The organism is Aurantimonas sp. 22II-16-19i, from assembly GCF_002088275.1.
Taxonomy (GTDB): Bacteria; Pseudomonadota; Alphaproteobacteria; order Rhizobiales; family Rhizobiaceae; genus Jiella.
On record NZ_AQQS01000010.1, the window covers coordinates 119379 to 139083 of the forward strand.

Genomic DNA, 19705 nt, shown 5'->3' on the forward strand with positions numbered 1-19705 from the left:
ACCGTTCAAGGACCGCGGCGCCCAGCAGCGGGGCCGCGGCAGCTCGTCACGTCACTCGGCTGCCATGGCCGGAGCCTGCGAAGCACTCGCGGCAGCCAGGATCGCCTTGACGATGTTGTGGTAGCCGGTGCAGCGGCAGATGTTGCCGTCGAGCTCCTCGCGCACCGTCTCCTCGTCGAGGGACGAGCCGTGCCGCTCGATCATGTCGACCGCGGTCATGATCATGCCGGGGGTGCAGTAGCCGCACTGCAGGCCATGATGCTCGCGAAAGGCCGCCTGAACGGGGTGCAGTTCCTGGCCGTTGGCGAGACCCTCGATCGTCGTGACGCTGGAGCCGGACGCCTGAACAGCCAGCATGGTGCAGGACTTCACCGCCCTGCCGTCGACATGGACGACGCAGGCGCCGCACTGCGACGTGTCGCAGCCGACATGGGTCCCGGTCAGACCGAGATTTTCGCGCAGGAACTGCACCAGGAGGGTGCGGTCTTCGACCGATCCCTTCATCTCGCGCCCGTTCACGGTGATGGTGACGTCCGTCATGAAACTCCTCCCAAACTCGCCGGCACGACGGCCGGTCTTCAAACCCTTCGCGCCCCCCACGGCCGGCTGAGCGCGATCCTTCTCGCGATGCACGAAGCAGCCCAGGGTTCGTTCGGCCGGAGATTGCCCCTTTGCGGGCGAGGCTTCAAGCGCTTTTCAGAATCATTCCATCATGGTGGGAGCGTCATGACGACGCCGAGGTTCGGCGAGGGCGCCAGGCGGCTCTCGGCGCCGCATGCATGCCGGAACGCGCCCTCGTCGCCAGGGCGCGTCAGCAAGCCTGTGCCGGACGGCTCGGCTGCATGATGTGCGCCGGCAACAGGCTAGCCGCGTCGAGCCGACGCACCGAGACTGCGACAGTAAGTCCGGCTTTGCGACGAAGCTGTTGTCGCATCGGCACAGACCCAGCTCAATCGACCCATCAAGGTGCCCTCGCGCCCGGTTTGGGGGCCGGAGGTAGTTGTTATTTCATCAATTCCCGTCATCCTTACCTGCACCTGAAGGGGGGAGTGAAACTTTTCGGGAGGGGCCTCTTCGGCCTCGCCGCGCCATGACAGCCGGCACTCGTCCCTCCGCATGATCGCTGGCTCAGGGGATGTAAGCGTTTGCTCGGAATTGGACGCCCGCCTGCAATCTGTCTGTCGATTGCCATGGCGATCTGCCTGACCTCGCCTGCCCATGCGTTCGAGATCTTCGGCGTAACGTTCTTCGAGAGCCCCGATTCGGCGGTCGAGGTGATCGACCCGCTGAACTACGACGCGACCCTGACGGTCGAGCCGGCGCCGGACGACGACGGCACGCTGCAGGATTCTCTCAGCACCGCGTCCAGCCTCGTCGGCGAGGAGGACGAGCCGGTGTCCGGTTCCCTCGGGCTGCTCTCAAAGGCGAAGACCGATCGCAAGCGTCTCGTCGCCGCCCTGTTCGAGAACGCCCGCTATGACGGCCTCGTCGACATCTTCATCGAGGGCCGCGACATCACGACGCTGCAGCCGGATGCGGAATTCTCGGCCCGCCCGGTGCCGGTGACGATCCGCGTTCGGCCGGGGCCGAAATATACGCTCGGCCGGATCGCGGTGACGAGCGGCGGCATTCCCGTCGATCCGGCGGAATACGGACTGGCACCCGGAGGCGCGGCCGGCTCGGCCGAGGTTCTCGAAGCCGAGGCGAGGATGTTCTCGAAGCTGCGACAGGACGGACGCCCCTTCGTCGCCGTCACCGACCGCGACATCATCGCCGACGCCGCCAACAACCGCCTCGAATATGAGGCGCGCCTCGATCCTGGCCCCCGCGTGCCGTTCGGCGACATCTGGGTCGAGGGCGCCGAGGACGTCGATCCCGGCTTCATCGCCTACATGACCGGCATCAAGGCGGGCGAGGTGTTCTCGCCGCAGGAACTCGCCGATGCGCGGGACCGGCTCCTGAAGCTCGGCGTCTTCTCGTCGGTGACCGTCAAGGAGGCGAAAGCCCAGGCCGCGGACGGCTCGCTGCCGGTGCAGGTCGAGGTGGGGGAGCGCAAGTTCGGCTATTACGGCGTCGGCGCGACCTATTCCAACACCGAAGGCGCCGGTGCCAACGGCTATGTCGGCTATCGCAACCTCTTCGGCCGGGCCGAGTCGATCCGCTTCGACGCCTCCGTCTCGCGGATCGGCGCGACCGCCGTGTCCGGCGAGGCCCGCGAGACTGACGGTTTCGACTATTCGAGCTCGCTGGTGTTCAAGAAGCCGGGCGTTCTCGGCCCCAACTCCGTCTATATCGGCTCGCTGGAGATCAAGCGGGAGCAACCCCTCGCCTACGACCGGACGAGCTATGCCGCCACCAGCGGCGTCGAATACGAGATCGACAAGCAGCAGACGGTGAACGTCTCGCTGCGGGGCGAATACGAAGAGATCACCGACTATCTCGGAACCCGCGATTATTTCATCGCCTCGGTGCCGATCACCTACACCTATGACGGCCGCGACAACGAGCTGAACCCCACCGAGGGCTTCTATTTCCAGGCGCTGGCCGAGCCTTCCTACGGCTTCAATACCTCGACGCCCTTCGTCAAGACCAGGCTCGACGGCCGTGCCTATCTGTCGCTGACGGAGAGCGACCGGCTCATCCTCGCCAGCCGCCTCGGCTACGGCACGGTCTTCGGCGCCGACCTCCTCGACATCCCCAACGATCGGCGCTTCTACGCCGGCGGCGGCGGCTCGGTGCGCGGCTACGAGTTCCAGTCCATCGGGCCATACTTCCCCGGCAATGTGCCGGCGGGCTCGGGCTTCAATCCGGAATTCACCGATACGCCGACGGGCGGCCTGTCGCTGTTCGACGGCTCGGTCGAGGCACGCATCGGCATCACAGAGAACATCCAGGTCGTGCCCTTCCTCGACTTCGGCACGGTCTCCGACGACCTCGTGCCGGACTTTTCCAACTTCAAGCTCGGTGCCGGTATCGGCGCCCGCTACCTGACGAGCTTCGGGCCGATCCGCATCGACGTCGGCATCCCGCTCGATCCCGGGCCGCGGGACGCGGGCTACCAGATCTATGCCGGTATCGGACAGGCCTTCTGATGATCAACGAACGCCTCGCCGCCCTCGCCCTGACGTTCTTCCTGGCCCTCGCCGCACTCGTTCCGACGAGCCGACCGGCAGAGGCCCAGCAATTCATCGCCAGCCAGATCGAGAACCTCGTCTCGACCGACACGATGAAGGTCGACATCGAGGGACTGTCCGGCGCCCTCACCGGCGCGATCCGCATCGAGAAGGTCACGGTCTCCGACCCCCAGGGCACGTTCCTGACCGCCACCGACCTCGCCATGGACTGGTCGCCGCTGGCGCTGGTGCGCTCCAACGTCTCGATCGAGCAGCTCACCGCCGGCCAGATCGTCTTCGAGCGCCTGCCCCGCGGGCAGCCCGCCAGCGAAGGCGGCGGCGGCTTGTCGCTGCCGTCGATCACCGCCGACATCCGGTCCATCGCCATCGACGAGTTCATCCTCGGCGAGGCGATCGCCGGCACGCGGGCGCGTCTCAAGGCCAATGCCAGCCTGAAGCTCGAGGCCGACCCGACGCAGGTCTCGGCCGAGGCCACCGTCGAGCGCCTGGACCAGCCGGGCCGCGTCGCCTTCAACGTCGAGTTCGCGCCGGACGACAACCGGCTCGTCATCGCCGTCGACGCCAGCGAGCCGCAGGGCGGCCTCGTCGCCACCCTTCTCGGCATTCCCGGCGCGCCGCCGGTGCAACTGGCGGTCAACGGGTCCGGCCCGCTTTCCGGCTTCATGGCGAACGGCGCTCTCACCGTCGACAACCAGCAGGCCGCCACCCTGACGGCCCGGGTCGACCGGCAGGATGCGGCCTATCGCGCCGCCCTGTCGCTCAACGTCGCGGCCGAGCGCTTCGTGCCCGAGGCCTATCAGCGCTACGTCGCACGCGGCGCCAATCTCGACGCCACCGTCGAGATCCGGGACGACGGCACCTACCGTATCGAGCAGGGCACCTTGTCGTCCGAGGCGATCCAGCTCTCGGCGACGGGTGCGGTGGATCCGTCCGGCTCCGGCAACGACCTCGCCGTCCAGCTGAGCGCCCCCGGGGGTGGCCCCCTCGCCTTGTCGCTGGGAACGGCGGAGACGCCGATCGAGATCTCCATCGCCAGCGTCGAAGCCGCCCTGACGGGCGCGCTGTCCAGCGCCGACCTGTCGGTGAATGCCAGCCTGCCCCAGCTCGTCTATGGCGACTACGCCGCCGACAATCTCGGCGCCCGGCTGTCGAGCCAGGGCTTCGACGTCACCGGCCTCGCCGGTCCCGTGCAGCTTTCGGCGAGCGCCGCCTCGGCAAGGGCGCCGGAAGGCGTCCAGCAGCGCTTCTTCGACGGCCCGATCAGGATCGAGGGCAACGGCGCCCTCGGCGAGGCGGGCCTCCGGCTCGACCCGGTGACGCTCCAGACGGACACCGCCAACCTGCGCGTCACCGGTTCGGCGGCGCTGAATTTCTCGACCTTCGACCTGGCGCTCGACTCGAACTTCCAGACCGTGGCGCTGTCGGCAGCGCTCTCACCGGTGGCAGGCGAGACGCTGGCCGTCGCGGGCAATGTCACACGGACCGCGGATGGCGCGCTCGCCGCCAGCGATCTCAAGGTCACCGGCGACAACCTCTCCGTCGAAGGCTCCGCCGGCCTCTCCGGCGAGACCGTCACAGCCGACATCTCCGGCCGCCTCGCCAATGCCGGCAGCGTCAGCCAGTCGCTCTCGGGCGCAGCCACCTTCGATCTCACCGCCAGCGGCCCGGTGGAAAAGCCCGACGTGAACCTCACCGTCGACGGCAACGGCCTGTCGATCAACGGCCGCGAACTCGCCGAACTCACCGTCCGGGCGACGGGCACCCTGGATCCCGGTTCGCCCCGCGCCAGCGTCGACATCTCCGGTGTCATCGACGGCCAGCCGCTCGAAGGCAAGGCGCAGCTGACGACGCAGGACAGCGGCGAACGGCGGCTCTCCGGCCTCGTCATCCGCCAGGGCCCGAACCGCATCTCGGGCGACCTCGTCCTCGGCGAGAACTTCCTGCCGACCGGCACGCTCGACGTCAATCTCGACGATCTCGCCGCCCTCGCCGCTCTCGGCGGCGTCGAGGCCAGCGGCGACGTCTCCGGCACGATCGGTTTCGACGTGCTGCCCGATGGAACGCCGGTGGCGCGGCCGAACCTTGCCGGCGACAGCGTCTCGGTCGCGGGCACCACTCTTGCCGGCGCGAAGATCGACCTCAGCCTCTTCGACTATCTGGGTGTTCCCAAGCCCGAAGGCAGCGTCACCGCGCTCTCCATCGGCACCGCCGGCATCGACATCGAGAACCTCACCATTCAACTCGCGCGCGCGGGCGACGGCACCGGGATCGACGTCTCGGCGCGGGCGAACGGCGTGCCGGTCGACCTCGCCGGCAACGCCAGCTTCACGCCCAACGAGACGCTGATCGCGCTCGAAACGCTCACCGCCGCAATCCCCGACGCGGCGGTCGCGCTGGTGGATCCGGCGCGGGTGCGGATCGCCGACGGCACGACCTCCCTCAGCGATCTCGTCCTGTCGATCGGCGACGGACGGCTCACCGCCTCCGGCACCGCCGGCGAGACGCTGGACCTGTCGGCAACGCTGGAAGCCGTGCCTGCCGCCGTCGCCAGCCCGTTCGTTCCCGATCTCGCGCTGGCCGGCACGATCGACGGCACGGCCGCGGTCTCCGGCCAGGCGAGCGACCCCGACGCACGGTTCGACCTGCGGCTGCGCCAGATCGTCGCCGACCGCACGGGCGGCCCCGCGACACCGCCGGTCGACGGAACCATCGCCGGAAGTTATTCCGGCGGCACGCTGCAGCTCCAGACGGCGCGGCTCGATCTCGGCGAAGGCTCGCTGACGGCATCGGGATCGATCGGCGAGACGATCGACCTCGACATCGACCTCTCCCAGGCCCCCGTCGCCATCGCCAACGCCTTCGTCGAGGGGCTCGACGCCTCGGGGACGCTCTCGGGCGAGGCGCAGCTGTCCGGCACGACCAGCGAGCCGGCGGCGTCCTTCTCGCTCACCGGGCGCGAGATCACCGCCAGGGCCATCGGCGAGGCCGGCATCGAGCCGCTGTCGCTCGATGCCTCGGGCTCCTACGAGCAAGGCACATTGACCCTCGCCAATGCCGACATCGACGTCGGCGACGGCTCGCTCGCGGCGTCAGGCACGGTCGGCGAAGCGCTCGACATTGAGGTGCGAGCGCAAAATCTCCCCGTCGGGCTGGTGAACGGCTTCGTGCCGGACCTGTCCGCGGAGGGTACGATCTCCGGCACGGCCAGCGCCACCGGAACCCTCGACGACCCCAGCGCCACCTTCGACCTCACCGGCAGCGGGATCACCACAAACGAGATCGCTAAGTCCGGCGTCAAGCCGCTCGACCTGCGGCTTGCCGGCCGCTATGCCGACGGCACGGCCGATATCGAGACCGGCGTCGTCAATGTCGGCGACGGCTCGCTCAATGTCTCCGGCCGCGTCGGCGACACGCTCGACTTGACCGCTGAAGTCAACCGCCTGCCGGTCGGCCTCGCCAACGGCTTCGTCGACGGTCTTGCCGCCGAAGGCACGATCTCCGGCAGCGCGAAGGCGACCGGCACGCTCCAGAACCCCGTCGCGAGCTTCGACCTCACCGGCACCGCCATCACCACGGAGGCGATCGCCAAGGGCGGCGTGCCGCCGCTGACGATGGATGCAGCGGGCAATTTCCGCGATGGGACGCTGAGCCTCGACACCGCCCGGCTCGACGTCGGCGACGGCTCGCTCAGGGCATCGGGCACGGTCGGCGAGGAGTTGAACCTCGATCTCGCGCTGGACGCCCTCCCCGTCGGCCTCGCCAACGGCTTCGTCTCCGGGCTGAACGCCACGGGCACGATCTCGGGCACCGGCAGGGCGACCGGATCGCTGTCCGATCCCAACGCGACCTTCCAGCTGACGGGCAGCGGGATCACGACCGACCAGATCGCCGCGTCCGGCGTCGCGCCGCTCAGCCTCGACGCGAGCGGCTCCTATGCCGACGGCACCGCGACCATCGAGACGGCCGATGTGCAGGTCGGCGAGGGATCGCTGACGGCGAAGGGCACCGTCGGCGACCAGCTGAACCTCGACGTCACCGCCGACGACATCCCCGCGGGGCTTGCCAACGGCTTCGTCCAGGGCCTCGGCGCCAGTGGCACGATCTCGGGCAGCGCGAGGGCGACCGGCTCCCTGTCGAACCCGTCCGCCGAGTTCACCGTCACCGGCCGGGGCATCACCACGAGCGACATCGCCCGCTCGGGCACGGCGCCGCTCACCCTCGACGCCGCCGGCACCTATGACGACGGCACCCTCAACCTCGCCAATGCCGAGGTCGTCGTGGGCAACGGCAGGCTCACCGCCAGGGGCACGGTCGGCCAGGCCCTCGACATCGCCGTGGACCTGAATCAGCTGCCGGTCGGCATCGCCAATGGCTTCGTCGCCGGTCTCGGCGCGCAGGGCACCGTGTCCGGCACGGCCAGCGCGTCGGGTTCTCTTTCCAGCCCGAATGCGCGTTTCAAGCTCTCGGCGGCGAACATCTCCGTCGCCCAGAGCCGGGCCGCCGGCGCCCCTCCCCTCAGCGCCGACCTTGCCGGCGCCTATCAGAACGGCAACCTCGCCCTCGACCAGGCACTCGTCCGGGCCGGCGGCGGCACCATCCGCGTCACCGGCGGGGCGAGCACCAGCAATCTGAACCTCACGGCGGAGATCCGCGACCTGCCCGCCTCGATCGCCAGCGCGGCCGCCGGCGATCTGGCCCCCCAGGGCACGATCAACGGCACCGTCCGGGCGACCGGCGCGCCGAGCAATCCCCAGGTCCGCTACGACGTCACCGCCTCCGGCGTCTCGATCCAGCCAACCCGGCAGGCCGGCGTCGGCGCGCTGCAGATCGCCACGCAGGGCCAGTATGCCGGCAACCGGGTCACCACCGACACCCGGCTGACCGGCAGCGGCATCGAACTCGCGGTCAACGGCTCGGTCGGGCTGTCCGGCACGCCCACCCTCGACCTCACCGCGAACGGCACCGCTCCCCTGTCGCTGGCCAACCCGATCCTGGCGGAGGGCGGCCGCTCCCTCGATGGCACGGCGCGCGTGGATGCCCGCATCACCGGCCCGGCCACCCAGCCGAACGTCAACGGCACGGTCAGCGTCGCCGGTGCGAGGCTGGTGGATACCGGCTTCAATATCGCCCTCAACGACATCACCACGACGATCGCGCTCAACGGCAGCAGCGCGACGATCCAGAGCTTCACCGGCCAGATCTCCTCCGGCGGCACCGTCACGATCGGCGGCACGATCGGCCTTACCGGCCAGTTCCCGGCCGACCTGACGATCAACGCCGACAGGGCGCGCTACAACGACGGCGAACTCGTCGCCGCGCGGCTCTCGGCCGACCTGACGCTGACCGGCCCGCTGGTCGCGACGCCGACCCTTGCCGGCACGATCAACGCCACCGAGATCGACATCATCGTGCCGGACAACCTGCCCTCGTCGCTGGCGCGGATCGACGTCACCCACCGCAATGCCAGCGCCGCGGTGCTGGAACAGCAGCGCGAACTCTTCCCCAAGAACGCCGGCGGCACCAGCGGCGGCGGCATCGATCTCGACATCACCTTCAACGCGCCGAACCGGGTCTTCGTGCGCGGCCGCGGCCTCGATCTCGAGCTCGGCGGCTCGCTGCGGATCACCGGGCCGGCTTCCAATCTCTCCATCGTCGGCGGCTTCGAACTGGTCCGGGGCCGCTTCCAGATCCTCGCCAAGCAGCTGACCTTCCAGCGCGGCAATCTGAGCTTCACCGGCAATCTGGTCCCGACCCTCGACCTCGAGGCCTCCTCGACCGTCAACGACACGACGATCTTCGTGACCGTCACCGGGCCGGCGGACAATCCCTCCGTCAGCTTCTCGTCGAACCCGGCCCTGCCCCAGGACGAGGTGCTGGCGCGGCTGATCTTCGGCCAGGGCACCTCCGACCTGTCGCCGCTGCAGATCGCCCAGCTGGCGGAGGCCGCGGCAACGCTCGCCGGCGTCGGCGGCTCGACCGGCCTTCTCGACAATCTGCGCTCGCAGCTCGGCGTCGACGACCTGAACGTCAGCACCACGGCCGATGGCCAGACCGCGGTCGGCGTCGGCAAGTATCTGAACGAGAATACCTATGTCGGCGTCGATTCGACCGGCCGGGTGTCGATCGACCTGAAGCTCGGCGGCGGCTTGAAGGCCCGCGGCGCCGTCACCTCCTCCGGCGGAGGCGAGGTGGGCGTGTTCTACGAGGGCGAGTTCTGAGGCTGGGGCGGGCGACGCGATCGCGCCGCTTCCCGCGTTGCTGAACTCAAAAACTCGTCTCGTTTGACTGCCTCGGGGCGGGTTCGCTCCGGTGGCTGTCGGTCGTCGCTGGAATGTCGGCAGCGGCCCGAGTGGTGGAACACCGCGGCAAAACGGATTGTCTTGTCATCGGCAGGGTCGGTCCCCGGCTCTCACGCATACCCGCAAGACCAATCGTGCGTGTCACGGGTCGCAGTGCAACGCTGCGAACACGCCTTCTCAGGCGGCTTCTCTCACCGCGGCGTCATCTCTCGGCTCGTACCGGGATCGACCGGAGTGTCTGCTGCAGCACCGCAGCAGCGGGGAGAGAAGACCCTGCCCTCGCCGTTGGCTCATCGACTACAGATACTTGTCGATCAGCGCCGTGGCTTCGGCGTTGCGGACGGCGCCCGTCTGGCCGCCCATCACGACGACGACGATCCGCCGGCCGCCGCGCGTGGCGGTGGCGACGAGGTGGAAGCCGGAATCGCGGATGTAGCCGGTCTTCAGCCCGTCGACGCCGTCGACCTTGCCGAGCAGCTTGTTGGTGGCCCGGAAGGTGCGGCCCTTGAAGGAGAATTCGGTGACGCGGAACATCGGCATGTAGCGCTGGTTGCGCGAGATCAGGGCCCGCGCCAGGATCGCCATGTCGCGCGCCGTCGAGATCTGGCGGGGGTCGGGGAGACCCGAGGCGTTGACGAAGCGGGTGTTGCGCATGCCGAGCGACCGCGCTTTGGCGGTCATGACGGCGGCGAAATTCTCCTGCGTTCCGCCGAGATTTTCCGCGACGGCGACGGCGACGTCGTTGGCCGACTTGGTTGCAAGAGCCTGCGCGGCATCGCGCACGGAGATCGTCTCGCCCGGCTTGAAGCCGAGCTTGGATGGCGGCTCTGATGCCGCCTCGGCGCTGACCACCAGCTCGGTATCGAGGGAGATCCTGCCCGTGTCGACCGCCTCGAACAGCAGATACAGCGTCATCATCTTCGACAGCGACGCCGGATAGCGCAGCGCGTCCGGCTTTTCCGCCTCGAGGATGCGGCCGGACTGGTAGTCCATCACGAGGACCGAGCGCCCGCGGATCTCGGCGACGCTCTGGTCGTTCAGCGTCGCGATGCCGAGGCCGGCCGGCGAGAGCTCGGCGGTCTGGCAGCCGGCGAGCGTGGCCGCGAGAAGCATCGCGGCAAGAAGACGGAAAGGCCGGGCGGAACGAATTGCCTGAGACCAGTGTCGCATGGGCCTGCCGTCAGTTTGGGGGGTTGCGCTGCAGGAGCTATGCGCAACCTGCCGGAATCCTGTCAAACCGAGAAGAGAGCCTTGAAAGACTTCCCGCTTCGCCTGTGCCGGCCATGCCACATGACGGTGTGTCTCGCGTGGGGCGCAGGTTGGAGGCGGCTCCAAGGGGTGGACGTTTCCCGACTGTCCTGACATCACCGCGTCACCATGACGGGAGCACTGTGGTCCGCAACGGCCCGCGGCGGGGCGCAAGCGGCTGACCATGCATCGCGTTCGGCAGGCGGCCAGCTTCCGCCTTGACTGGCCATATCTGGAGGCGAACCCATGCGCGCGGCGATCTACTTCACTCCGCCGGCCGGTTCGGCGCTGGCCCAGGCGGCGGCTCAATGGCTCGGCCGCAATCCGTTCGACGGCGAACCCACCCGCATGCCAGACGAGCAGCGCGATCCGCTCGTGGCTTCGCCGGCCCGCTACGGCTTCCATGCGACCATCGTCGCGCCGTTTCGCCTGATCGGGACGTCCCATCTCGAGGACGTCGACGCGCGGCTGGCCGAATTCTGCGCCAGCCAGACGCCGTTCGAGGTCACCGCCGCCGTTCCGCGGGCGCTCGGGGCCTTCTTCGCCCTCGTTCCCGCCGAGCCCTCGGCGAAGCTGCAGACGCTGGAGGAGGCCGCCGTTCGGGCCTTCGCGCCGTTCCGGGCGCAGCCGACGGAGGCGGAGATCGCGCGCCGTCGACCGGAGCGACTGACCGAGCGCCAGCGGGACTATCTCGCTGAATGGGGCTATCCTTACGTCTTCGAGGAATTCCGCTTCCACATGACGCTGTCGGGCGCCCTGCCCGCCGCCGAGGCCGAGACGCTCCGCCCGGATCTCGAGGCGGCATTCGGCGGCTTCGACGGCCAGAAGCTTGCGATCGACCAGCTGGCGATCTTCGTCGAGCCGGAGCCGGAAGCGCCGTTCCGTGTCCACTCGGTGCATCGCTTCGAGACGCTGCCCTCGTAACGCAGAAAACCGCCGAGGCGGGTCAGCGCCTCGGCGGTTCCCACCCGCTCGGTCGGTGGCGGCCGGCCTGGCGGAACGGCGGCAATGCCGAGGGGATGGCCCCGCCGCCGTATCTGGTCGCCTAGAGCGGGATGAGATCAGCTTCGATCGACATCCCGCTCCATCTTATTGTTGCCGCATGATCCCGAAAACCGGTTCCCACTTTTCGGGATCATCCTCTGGGAGCGGGGCGTGCCTCGTCCTCCGTCCCGCTCCAGCTCTTCATCCCGCATGATCGGGCCGGATCTGCGGCAACGATATTGCCGCCCCTCCGCGACCATGCCCGGAAGGCTCAGCCGCGTTCCGGGCCGCCATCCTCGTCGTCATCGGAGCCGGCGCCGTCCGGCATGCCCTGCCTGTCCGGCTGATTGCGCATCTCGTCCGGCTTCGGGCCGCGCGGACCGTCGTCGCGATCGCCGAACCGATGACCGTCCCGGCCGCCGTGGCGTGGGCCCATGCCATGGCGGGGTCCGTGCTCACCCCGGCGCCACTCGTGGCGCATGTCGCGCATCATCGAGCGGACGAGACCACGCGCCGTGTCGATCTGCTCCGGCGTCAGCGTCCTCTCGAGATCGGCCAGAGCCGATTTCAGGGTCTCGGCCCTTTCCCCGGCCTCGATCGCGCGGTCGGCGAAGCGGTCGAGCATCTTGAAAGCGAAGAGTTCACGCCCGTCCCGGTTCTGCGAACCGCTCGCGCCCGGCGAGGCCTGTGCCGCGCCGTCCTGTGGCGCCGTCACGTCCGGCGCATCGGCCGCATCATCCGCCTCGTCGTCCGCTCCCATGCCGCGGGGTCCGGGGCCCATGCCACGCATTCCATGGCGCGGCGGCTGCACCGATTCGGCGAAGGCGATCAGCGCGCCGGTGAAGGTGCGCCACGTCGCCATCTGGTCGGGCTGGATGCCGACGCCGGTTTCCAGCGCCGCCAGCGCGCCGGCGAGCTTGGCCGGGGACATCATCATGCCGCCGCGCGGCCCGTGCCGGCCGGGTCCGCGATGGCCCGGTCCGCGATCGTCGCGCCCGTGGTGCCATCTGGGGCCACCCTCCCGGTCGCCGCGCTCGGCAAAGCGCATCTGGCCCTTGGCCGCATCGCCGGGCCGCATCGTCTGCGCCTGCTCCCGGCCGGACTGGGGAGCGGACTGGGCAAAGGCGCTGGTGCCGACGAGTGCCGCCGCGAGAATGGCGCCGGTGGTCATGCCGGCACGGCGGCCGAAGCGGCGCTTCTTCATGACGGCGGTTTCGGTATCTCGAACTGATCTCATCACTGATCTCCTCTGCTTCGAGTGATGAACGAGTGATAGAGAGGGGTTGTTGCGCAGATGCGGCGGAAAGTTGCCGAACGTCGCCAGGAAGCGCCTGATTTGTTACGGCATGTATCGACAGCCGGCGGGGCAACACGCGGTAACAATTTGCGTCTCGCGCCCATGCGCCGGACGGCGCAATGACAGCCTCGCACGAGGCAGGATCCATGACCTTCGCAATGGGACACCCGACGATGACCCAACCCAACATTCTCGTCGTCGACGACGATCCGGAGATCTGCCGTCTCCTCGGCAAATATCTCGAGGGGCAAGGCTTTCGTTGCCAGCTCGCCGCCAATCGCCGGCAATGCCAGCAGCGGCTGGCCGATTCCCGCGTCGACCTCGTCGTGCTCGACGTCATGCTCCCGGACGCCTCCGGGCTGGATATCTGCCGGCAGATCAAGGACGAGAAGCCCGAGGTGGCGGTGATCCTCCTGACCGCGCTCAAGGAGGACGTCGACCGGATCATCGGCCTCGAACTCGGCGCCGACGACTATCTCGGCAAGCCCTTCAACCCGCGCGAGCTGGCCGCCCGGATCCGCGCGGTGCTGCGTCGCGGCGGTGGCGCCGCGGCCGCGGCGACCAGGGAGGGCGAGACGGCGCCGATCTACCGCTTCGAGGGCTTCGTCGCCGTTCCCGAGCGGCGCAGCCTCACCGGGCCCGACGGCGCGGACGTGCCCCTCACCGGCGCCGAATTCGATCTCCTGATGATCTTCCTCGACCGGCCGGGACGGGTTCTCTCCCGCGAGATCCTCATGGACCTCCTGCATGGCCGCTCGGTCGATCCCTTCGACCGCTCGATCGACGTGACGATGAGCCGCCTCAGGCGCAAGCTCAACGACAATGGCGTCTTCCGGCTGTTCAAGACAGTGCGCAATGGGGGCTACCAGTTCGCCGCGCGAGTGGACCGGGACGAGGACGGCGGCGACGAGGCGCGGCCGTGAAGTCGCTCCGCTTCCGGCTCGCCGTCCTTCTCGTCGGCTCGATCCTCGGCGTCGTCGTCCTCGCCGCCCTCGTCTCGCTGCTGACGCTCGACCGTCCGGACCGCGACAGCTTCCGGACGACCTTCGCCGAGGAGGTGCGGATCGTCACGGCGGTCCTGCGGGAGGATCCGTCGGCCGCCGAGCGGCTCGGCATCACCATCGGCAGGATGCCGACCCGGGAGCCGGACGTCTTCGTCCACGACAGCCGCGGCATCAACGAGGCCCTGGCGCAGCGCGGCGTCCGGACAAAGGTGCGGATCGTCGGGGATCCGACCTCGCGCACCCGCCAGATCGCCTTCGAGATCACGCCGGGTCGCTGGGCCTACCTGCCCTATCCGGGCTTTCCCCCACGAAATCTGCGCGGCTTCCTCACCTATCTCACGGTGCTGGCGATCGGCGTCGCCGCCGTGTCGATCTTCGCCGCGACGAAGATGACCCGGCCGCTCGTCATCCTCGACCGGGCCGTCTCCACGGTCGGTCCGGACGGACTTCCCGCCCATGTCCCCGAGGACGGGCCGGCCGAGGTGCGCGCCACGGCTTCGGCGCTGAACCGGCTGACGGCGCGGGTGCGGGCGGCGGTCGAGAGCCGCATGCGCCTCGTCGCCGCCGCCGGCCACGACCTCAGGACGCCGATGACGCGCATGCGGCTGCGGGCCGAATTCCTGCCCGACGACGAACGGGAGACCTGGCTGAAGGATCTCGAGGAGCTCGACCGCATCGCCGACAGCGCCATCCGGCTGGTGCGCGAGGAGGTCGAGCCCCAGGCCGCCGAGCCGGTGGCGCTGCCGGGGCTTTTGGCCGACATCGCGCGGGAGCTGACGGAAATCGGCCGCGACATCGAGCCGCTTTCGCGCAAGATGCCGGCGCTGACGGTGATGGCCCGGCCCCTCGCCCTCAAGCGCGCCTTGCGCAATCTCATCGACAATGCCGCCGTGCATGGCGGCAAGGCTCACGTGACGCTGCGACAGTCGGACCGCGAGGCCGAGATCCGCATCGAGGACGACGGCCCCGGCATTCCCGAGGACATGCTGGAGCGGGCTTTCGAACCGTTCTTCCGGGTCGATCCCGGCCGCCGCAAGCTGAAGCCCGGCGCCGGGCTCGGCATGGCGATCGCGAAAGAGATCGTCGACCAGGCAGGCGGCATGATCCGGATCGCCAACCGGCCCGAAGGTGGCCTCAGGCAGGTGATCGTGCTGCCGCTGGCGCCGGCGTGAAACCCGCTAGGCGCCGGTCGAAGACCGGGCCGAGGTCATGAGCAGCTACGGCCTGCCGGTTTCCCGGCGAAAGCGCTTCTCGAGCTCGGGATTGGCCGGCGGCGGCGTCAGGTCGACGCCTTCCGAGAGCCTGTCGGCGATGTGGGTCAGGGCGTCGATCCGCGCGTATTTCTTCTGGTTCGCCGGAACGACATGCCAGGGGGCGTCGGCGGTGTCGGCGCGCGCCAGCATGTCGTTCACCGCCTCGACATAGTCGCCCCATTTCTCGCGGTTGCGGAAGTCCTCATAGGTGAGCTTCCAGCGCTTCAGGGGATCGGCCAGCCGCTTCTCGAAGCGCTTCAGCTGCTCATGCGGGTCGATGTAGAGGAACACCTTGGCGATCTTCGTCCCGCCGTCGGCCAGCATCGCCTCGAAGGCATTGATCTCGCCGTAGGCCCGCTGCCAGGCCTTCTCGCTGGTGATCGCCTCGACCCGCTCGACGAGCACGCGGCCATACCAGGAGCGGTCGAAGACGGCGATCTCCCTGGCGCGCGGGAGCCGCTCGAAGAACCGGGCGAGATAGTGGCGCGTGCGTTCCTCCTCGCTCGGCGCGCCGATCGGCCAGACCTTCAGCCCGCGCGGGTCCATCACCGACGACATGCGCCGGATGGTACCGCCCTTGCCGGCCGCGTCCCATCCCTCGAATGCCACCACGGCCTTTTCGCCATGGTAGAGATAGGCCTGATGGATCGCCTGGAACCGCGTCATCAGCGCGGCCATCGCCTCTTCGTAGGCGTGGTCGTCGATCTTCGCGTCCATGTCGAGCTGTTCGAGCTTCATCGCGCTGCCGGCCTTTCCGTTCGATCGTCCGAGGCCCGCCCGCCGCGAGCAGCCCCCCATATTCGCCCTTCGGCCCGTGATCCAAAGCCGGAGGTCTCACTCCGGAGTATCGGACCTGCGGCCCGCTCCTGTGACGCACGGGCCCGATGCGCGATCCGGTCTCTTCGGCCGATACCGTATCATATGGTCTTGGCGGCGGCGTGCTCCACATGCGAGACAGAGCTGTGCCCCACTATCTGCGCGAACGGCCTGTCCAGGGCCATTGCCGCCGCGAGAGCCCGCCGATCCCATGCGATCCACTGCCAAGCTTCTTCTTGGGGGAAGCCTCACCCTTGCCATCGTCATGGGTGTCGGCCGCTTCCTCTACACGCCGCTGCTGCCGCTGATGCAGCGCCAGTACGGCTTCGGCCCGGATGTGGCCGGGCTGATCGCCAGCGCCAACTTCGCCGGCTATTTCGCCGGCTCGATGCTCGCGGCGCTGGTCTCGAGGGGCAACGCGCGCCGGCTGGCCTTCCAGGGCGGCCTGATTGCGAGCGTCCTCACCACGATCCTGATGGGCCTCACGGGCGACGTCACGCTCTGGCTGATCCTGCGCACCCTGTCCGGCCTCGCCAGCGCCTTCGCGATGATCTCGGCGGCCGGGATCGTCGCCGAAAAGCTGGCGGAAGTCGGCGAAGAGGCTCGCCTCGCCTGGGTCTTCGGCGGCGTCGGAGCCGGCATCGCCGCGTCCGGCCTCGTCGTCCATCTCCTCGTCGCGACGCTGGAATCTTCGACGCTCTGGGTGTTGGTCGGCGCCATCACGGCGCTCATCGCACCGGTCGCGCTGATGCTGGTGCGCGAGCGCGACCTGCCGGCCTCCCGGCGGGTCGCCGACCCGCGCCGGCGGGTGCCCCGCCCCCTGCCCTTCTGGCCGCTCTTCGTCGGCTACACGCTCCAGGGCCTCGGCTACTCGGTCTTTGCGACCTTCATCGTCGCACTGATCAAAACCCGGCCGGGGATCGAGGACCTCGGCGACTGGGTGTGGATCGTCACCGGCCTCGCGATCCTGCCGAGCTGCCTGTTCTGGTCGAGGATCGCCGAGCGGATCGGCTTCTCGCTGGCGCTGGTCGCGGCCTACGGGGCGCAGATCGTCGGTGTCCTCTTGCCGGTGGTGAGCGGCGCCCCGGCGGCGGCGCTCCTCGGCGCGGTGCTGTTCGGCGGCACCTTTATCGCCATCACGCTGCTGACCATGCCGCTGGGGCGAAGCGGCCTCGGCGGTCGCGGCTTTGCGGTCCTGACCGCCGGCTTCGGCCTCGGCCAGATGGTCGGCCCCTATGTCGCCGGCAAGCTGGTGGCCGGAGCTGCCGACTACACGCTGCCCCTCGCGGCTTCCGCCGGCGTCCTTGGCGCCGGACTGCTGGCGGTCCTCTGGGCGATCCGCGGCCGGGCGTCCTGATCGGAGCCCGGCGCGACCGTTGCCCCGACCCTCAGGACGGGTGCGCCTCGACCATCGCTTCGGCGGCCGGGCCATCGTCGTCGCCCCCCGCCTTCTCCAGCCGGTCGATGAAGCCGTCGCACCAATGGGCCGAGGTGCCGCGGAAAACCGACTCGCGCATCTTCTCCCATCGCTGCCGGCGTTCATCGAGAGGCATCGTCAGCGCCCGTTGCAGGGCCCTCGCCATGTCGTCGGTCGAATAGGGATTGACCACCAGCGCGTCCTTCAGCTCCGAGCGGGCACCGGCAAAACGCGACAGGACGAGAACGCCCGGATCGTCGGGATCCTGCGCGGCGACATATTCCTTGGCGACGAGGTTCATCCCGTCGCGCAGCGGCGTGACGAGGCAGACCCGCGCCGCCCGGTAGATGCCGGCCAGCGCCCGCCGGGTGAAGCCGCGGGTCATGATCTGCAGCGGCGTCCAGTCGAGGGTGGCGAAGCGGCCGTTGACATGGCCGGCGAGTTCCTCGAGTTCGCGCCGAAGTTCGACATAGGCGTCGAGCTCCGAGCGCGACAGCGGCGCCACCTGCAGGAACTGCACCGTGCCGCGGTTCTCCGGATATTCCTCGAGCAGCCGCTCGAAGCCGCGGAACCGCTCGACCAGGCCCTTCGAATAGTCCATCCGGTCGACGCCGATGATCTGCAGCCGGTCGCCGGCGATCTCGCGGACCATCTCCTCGTGCTCGCCGGCCTCGGGCGAGACGGCGAAGCGCGCATAGCCCGGCGCGTCGATGCCGATCGGGAAGGTGTCGGCGACGACGATCCGGTCGCCCACCTGGACGCGGTGGCCCGGCAGCTTCTCGCCGCCGAGCTCGCGGACGCAGAAGTTGGCGAAGTTGCGCCGGTCGGTGTCGGTCTGGAAGCCGATCACATCATAGGCGAGCATCGCCCGCACGATGTCGTGGCTCGACGGCAGGGCGGTGAAGATCTCCGGCGGACAAAACGGGATGTGCAGGAAGAAGCCGATCTTGCCCTTGAAGCCGCACTGGCGCAGCTCCGAGCCCATGTAGAAGAAGTGGTAGTCGTGGATCCAGACGAGGTCGTCCTCCTCCAGCATCGGCGCCAGACGCGCCGCGAAGCGCTGGTTGACCGAGCGATAGACCCGATCCGACTGCCGATCGAACTCGGCAAGGTCCAGACGGTAGTGCAGCAGCGGCCACAGCGACCGGTTGGCGTAGCCGTAGTAGAAGCCCTCGAGTTCCTCGTCGTTCATGTCGATGGTGGTCAGCGCGACGGCGCCCTCGACCTCGGTCACCACTTCGCTGAACGTGCCCTCGGGCGAGGTGTTGCCGCTCCAGCCGAACCACAGGCCGCCGCGCCGCCGCAGCGCGTCGGACAAGCCGACGGCCAGCCCTCCCGCCTTGCCCTCGTCGTTCAGCGGCCCCACTCGGTTCGATACTGCGACCAGTCGGCGATGCCCCTCAGCCATCGTCTCCCTTCCTCTTCATGCTGCCGGCCGGAGCCCGCCCGGCCGATCGTTGATCAGATTCCGCAAATGTCCAGCCAGTGATGGACGTCCGCCACGTCCGCAAGGCGGTATTCGGCGACGCTGTCCTTCGTCCCGACTTTGATGGCGATGCCACCCATCGTCCCAACCGTCTTCAGGGCGAACTCGTCGGTGGTGTCGTCGCCGAGATAGACCGGGATGCGTCCCTCGAAGGGCGACGCGGTCATGATGTCGGCAAGCGCCCTGCCCTTGTCCATTCCGGCGGGGTGAACCTCGACGATGTTGTCGCCCTCCATGACGAGGAGGTCGTCGCGGTCGCGGGTGGCCTTGTGCATCACCGTCTTCGCCAGTTCGGCGAGGTCCGGCGCCGTGCGATAATGCAGGACGAGCGCCGTGCCCTTGTCCTCGAGCGACAGGCGCCGGTTCTCCTCCAATGTCGGAGCGAGGGCGTCGCGCACGGGATCGAGCGCTTCCGGCGCCATCAGGAATCGGGTCTCGCCGCCCGGCCGCACCCGGCGCTCCAGCCCGTGCACGCCAGCCGCCGCGAAAGCCAGCGGCGACAGGAATCGGTCGAGCGCCTCGATCCGCCGGCCACTGACGATGGCCAGCGCCCCGCCCAGCCGCTCGGTCATCTCCTGCAGCCGCTCGATGCGATCAGGAGCCAGCGCGACGCTCTCGGGGTCATCGACGAGATCGACGAGCGTGCCGTCGAAATCGAGAAACAGCGCATGGGTCTTGGCGTCGATCGCAGGGGGTCGCTTCATCGCTCCACAGGCTCGTCAAGTCAGAGGGATCGTTTCGTTGTTCCCAAAGATAGGGCGGCGGCG

Annotated in this window: 12 protein-coding genes; 6 read left to right on the forward strand and 6 right to left on the reverse strand. The window is 69.0% G+C overall.

Annotated features, from left to right (window positions below):
• Nucleotides 1-51: 51 nt before the first annotated feature.
• Entirely contained in the window at nucleotides 52-540 is a 489-nt protein-coding gene (locus ATO4_RS10505; RefSeq protein ID WP_083591476.1) for a (2Fe-2S)-binding protein, read from the reverse strand.
• A gap of 650 nt (nucleotides 541-1190) precedes the next feature.
• Here ATO4_RS10505 and ATO4_RS10510 point away from each other — a divergent pair.
• Both ATO4_RS10510 and ATO4_RS10515 read left to right on the forward strand, forming a co-directional pair.
• Nucleotides 1191-3092: an autotransporter assembly complex family protein gene (locus ATO4_RS10510; RefSeq protein ID WP_083591477.1), complete on the forward strand. Its 1902-nt coding sequence runs from the start codon at nucleotides 1191-1193 to the stop codon at nucleotides 3090-3092.
• On the forward strand, nucleotides 3092-9352 hold the full coding sequence (locus ATO4_RS10515; protein ID WP_083591478.1) for a translocation/assembly module TamB domain-containing protein: 6261 nt from the start codon (nucleotides 3092-3094) through the stop codon (nucleotides 9350-9352). Before ATO4_RS10510 ends, ATO4_RS10515 begins: the two co-directional genes overlap by 1 nt.
• 378 nt (nucleotides 9353-9730) lie before the next feature.
• Here the strand turns inward: ATO4_RS10515 and ATO4_RS10520 are convergent, their stop codons facing one another.
• Nucleotides 9731-10546, reverse strand: a complete 816-nt coding sequence (locus tag ATO4_RS10520; RefSeq protein WP_245308678.1) for a D-alanyl-D-alanine carboxypeptidase family protein — start codon at nucleotides 10544-10546, stop codon at nucleotides 9731-9733.
• 381 nt (nucleotides 10547-10927) lie between these two features.
• On the opposite strand from ATO4_RS10520, the gene ATO4_RS10525 reads away from it, so the two are divergent.
• On the forward strand, nucleotides 10928-11605 hold the full coding sequence (locus ATO4_RS10525) for a DUF1045 domain-containing protein (protein ID WP_083591480.1): 678 nt from the start codon (nucleotides 10928-10930) through the stop codon (nucleotides 11603-11605).
• Between the two features lie 331 nt (nucleotides 11606-11936).
• On the opposite strand, the gene ATO4_RS10530 is transcribed toward ATO4_RS10525, so the two are convergent.
• Nucleotides 11937-12902: a hypothetical protein gene (locus ATO4_RS10530; protein WP_139802378.1), complete on the reverse strand. Its 966-nt coding sequence runs from the start codon at nucleotides 12900-12902 to the stop codon at nucleotides 11937-11939.
• A 233-nt stretch (nucleotides 12903-13135) separates the two neighbouring features.
• Here ATO4_RS10530 and ATO4_RS10535 point away from each other — a divergent pair, with 233 nt between their 5' ends.
• The gene (locus ATO4_RS10535; RefSeq protein WP_083591502.1) at nucleotides 13136-13885 is read left to right on the forward strand and encodes a response regulator transcription factor; all 750 of its coding nucleotides are present in this window, start codon (nucleotides 13136-13138) and stop codon (nucleotides 13883-13885) included.
• Complete coding sequence (locus ATO4_RS10540; RefSeq protein WP_083591482.1) at nucleotides 13882-15138, forward strand: ATP-binding protein; 1257 nt, start codon at nucleotides 13882-13884, stop codon at nucleotides 15136-15138. Before ATO4_RS10535 ends, ATO4_RS10540 begins: the two co-directional genes overlap by 4 nt.
• A 45-nt stretch (nucleotides 15139-15183) precedes the next feature.
• On the opposite strand, the gene ATO4_RS10545 is transcribed toward ATO4_RS10540, so the two are convergent.
• Complete coding sequence (locus tag ATO4_RS10545; protein WP_083591503.1) at nucleotides 15184-15957, reverse strand: polyphosphate kinase; 774 nt, start codon at nucleotides 15955-15957, stop codon at nucleotides 15184-15186.
• A gap of 289 nt (nucleotides 15958-16246) precedes the next feature.
• On the opposite strand from ATO4_RS10545, the gene ATO4_RS10550 reads away from it, so the two are divergent.
• Nucleotides 16247-17392 (forward strand): YbfB/YjiJ family MFS transporter, encoded by a 1146-nt coding sequence (locus tag ATO4_RS10550; RefSeq protein WP_176222937.1) that lies wholly within the window; start codon nucleotides 16247-16249, stop codon nucleotides 17390-17392.
• A gap of 31 nt (nucleotides 17393-17423) precedes the next feature.
• Here the strand turns inward: ATO4_RS10550 and ATO4_RS10555 are convergent, their stop codons facing one another.
• The gene (locus tag ATO4_RS10555; RefSeq protein WP_083591483.1) at nucleotides 17424-18860 is read right to left on the reverse strand and encodes a trehalose-6-phosphate synthase; all 1437 of its coding nucleotides are present in this window, start codon (nucleotides 18858-18860) and stop codon (nucleotides 17424-17426) included.
• Nucleotides 18861-18913: 53 nt separating this feature from the next.
• The gene (otsB, locus tag ATO4_RS10560) at nucleotides 18914-19642 is read right to left on the reverse strand and encodes a trehalose-phosphatase (RefSeq protein ID WP_083591484.1); all 729 of its coding nucleotides are present in this window, start codon (nucleotides 19640-19642) and stop codon (nucleotides 18914-18916) included.
• Between the last annotated feature and the right edge of the window lie 63 nt (nucleotides 19643-19705).

Coding starts and splice junctions, on each gene's coding strand:
- ATO4_RS10505 (WP_083591476.1), bottom strand. CDS start 540: ATGACGGACGTCACCATCACCGTGAACGGGCGCGAGATGAAGGGATCG.
- ATO4_RS10510 (WP_083591477.1), top strand. CDS start 1,191: ATGGCGATCTGCCTGACCTCGCCTGCCCATGCGTTCGAGATCTTCGGC.
- ATO4_RS10515 (WP_083591478.1), top strand. CDS start 3,092: ATGATCAACGAACGCCTCGCCGCCCTCGCCCTGACGTTCTTCCTGGCC.
- ATO4_RS10520 (WP_245308678.1), bottom strand. CDS start 10,546: ATGCTTCTCGCGGCCACGCTCGCCGGCTGCCAGACCGCCGAGCTCTCG.
- ATO4_RS10525 (WP_083591480.1), top strand. CDS start 10,928: ATGCGCGCGGCGATCTACTTCACTCCGCCGGCCGGTTCGGCGCTGGCC.
- ATO4_RS10530 (WP_139802378.1), bottom strand. CDS start 12,902: ATGAGATCAGTTCGAGATACCGAAACCGCCGTCATGAAGAAGCGCCGC.
- ATO4_RS10535 (WP_083591502.1), top strand. CDS start 13,136: ATGACCCAACCCAACATTCTCGTCGTCGACGACGATCCGGAGATCTGC.
- ATO4_RS10545 (WP_083591503.1), bottom strand. CDS start 15,957: ATGAAGCTCGAACAGCTCGACATGGACGCGAAGATCGACGACCACGCC.
- ATO4_RS10550 (WP_176222937.1), top strand. CDS start 16,247: ATGCGATCCACTGCCAAGCTTCTTCTTGGGGGAAGCCTCACCCTTGCC.
- ATO4_RS10555 (WP_083591483.1), bottom strand. CDS start 18,860: ATGGCTGAGGGGCATCGCCGACTGGTCGCAGTATCGAACCGAGTGGGG.
- otsB (WP_083591484.1), bottom strand. CDS start 19,642: ATGAAGCGACCCCCTGCGATCGACGCCAAGACCCATGCGCTGTTTCTC.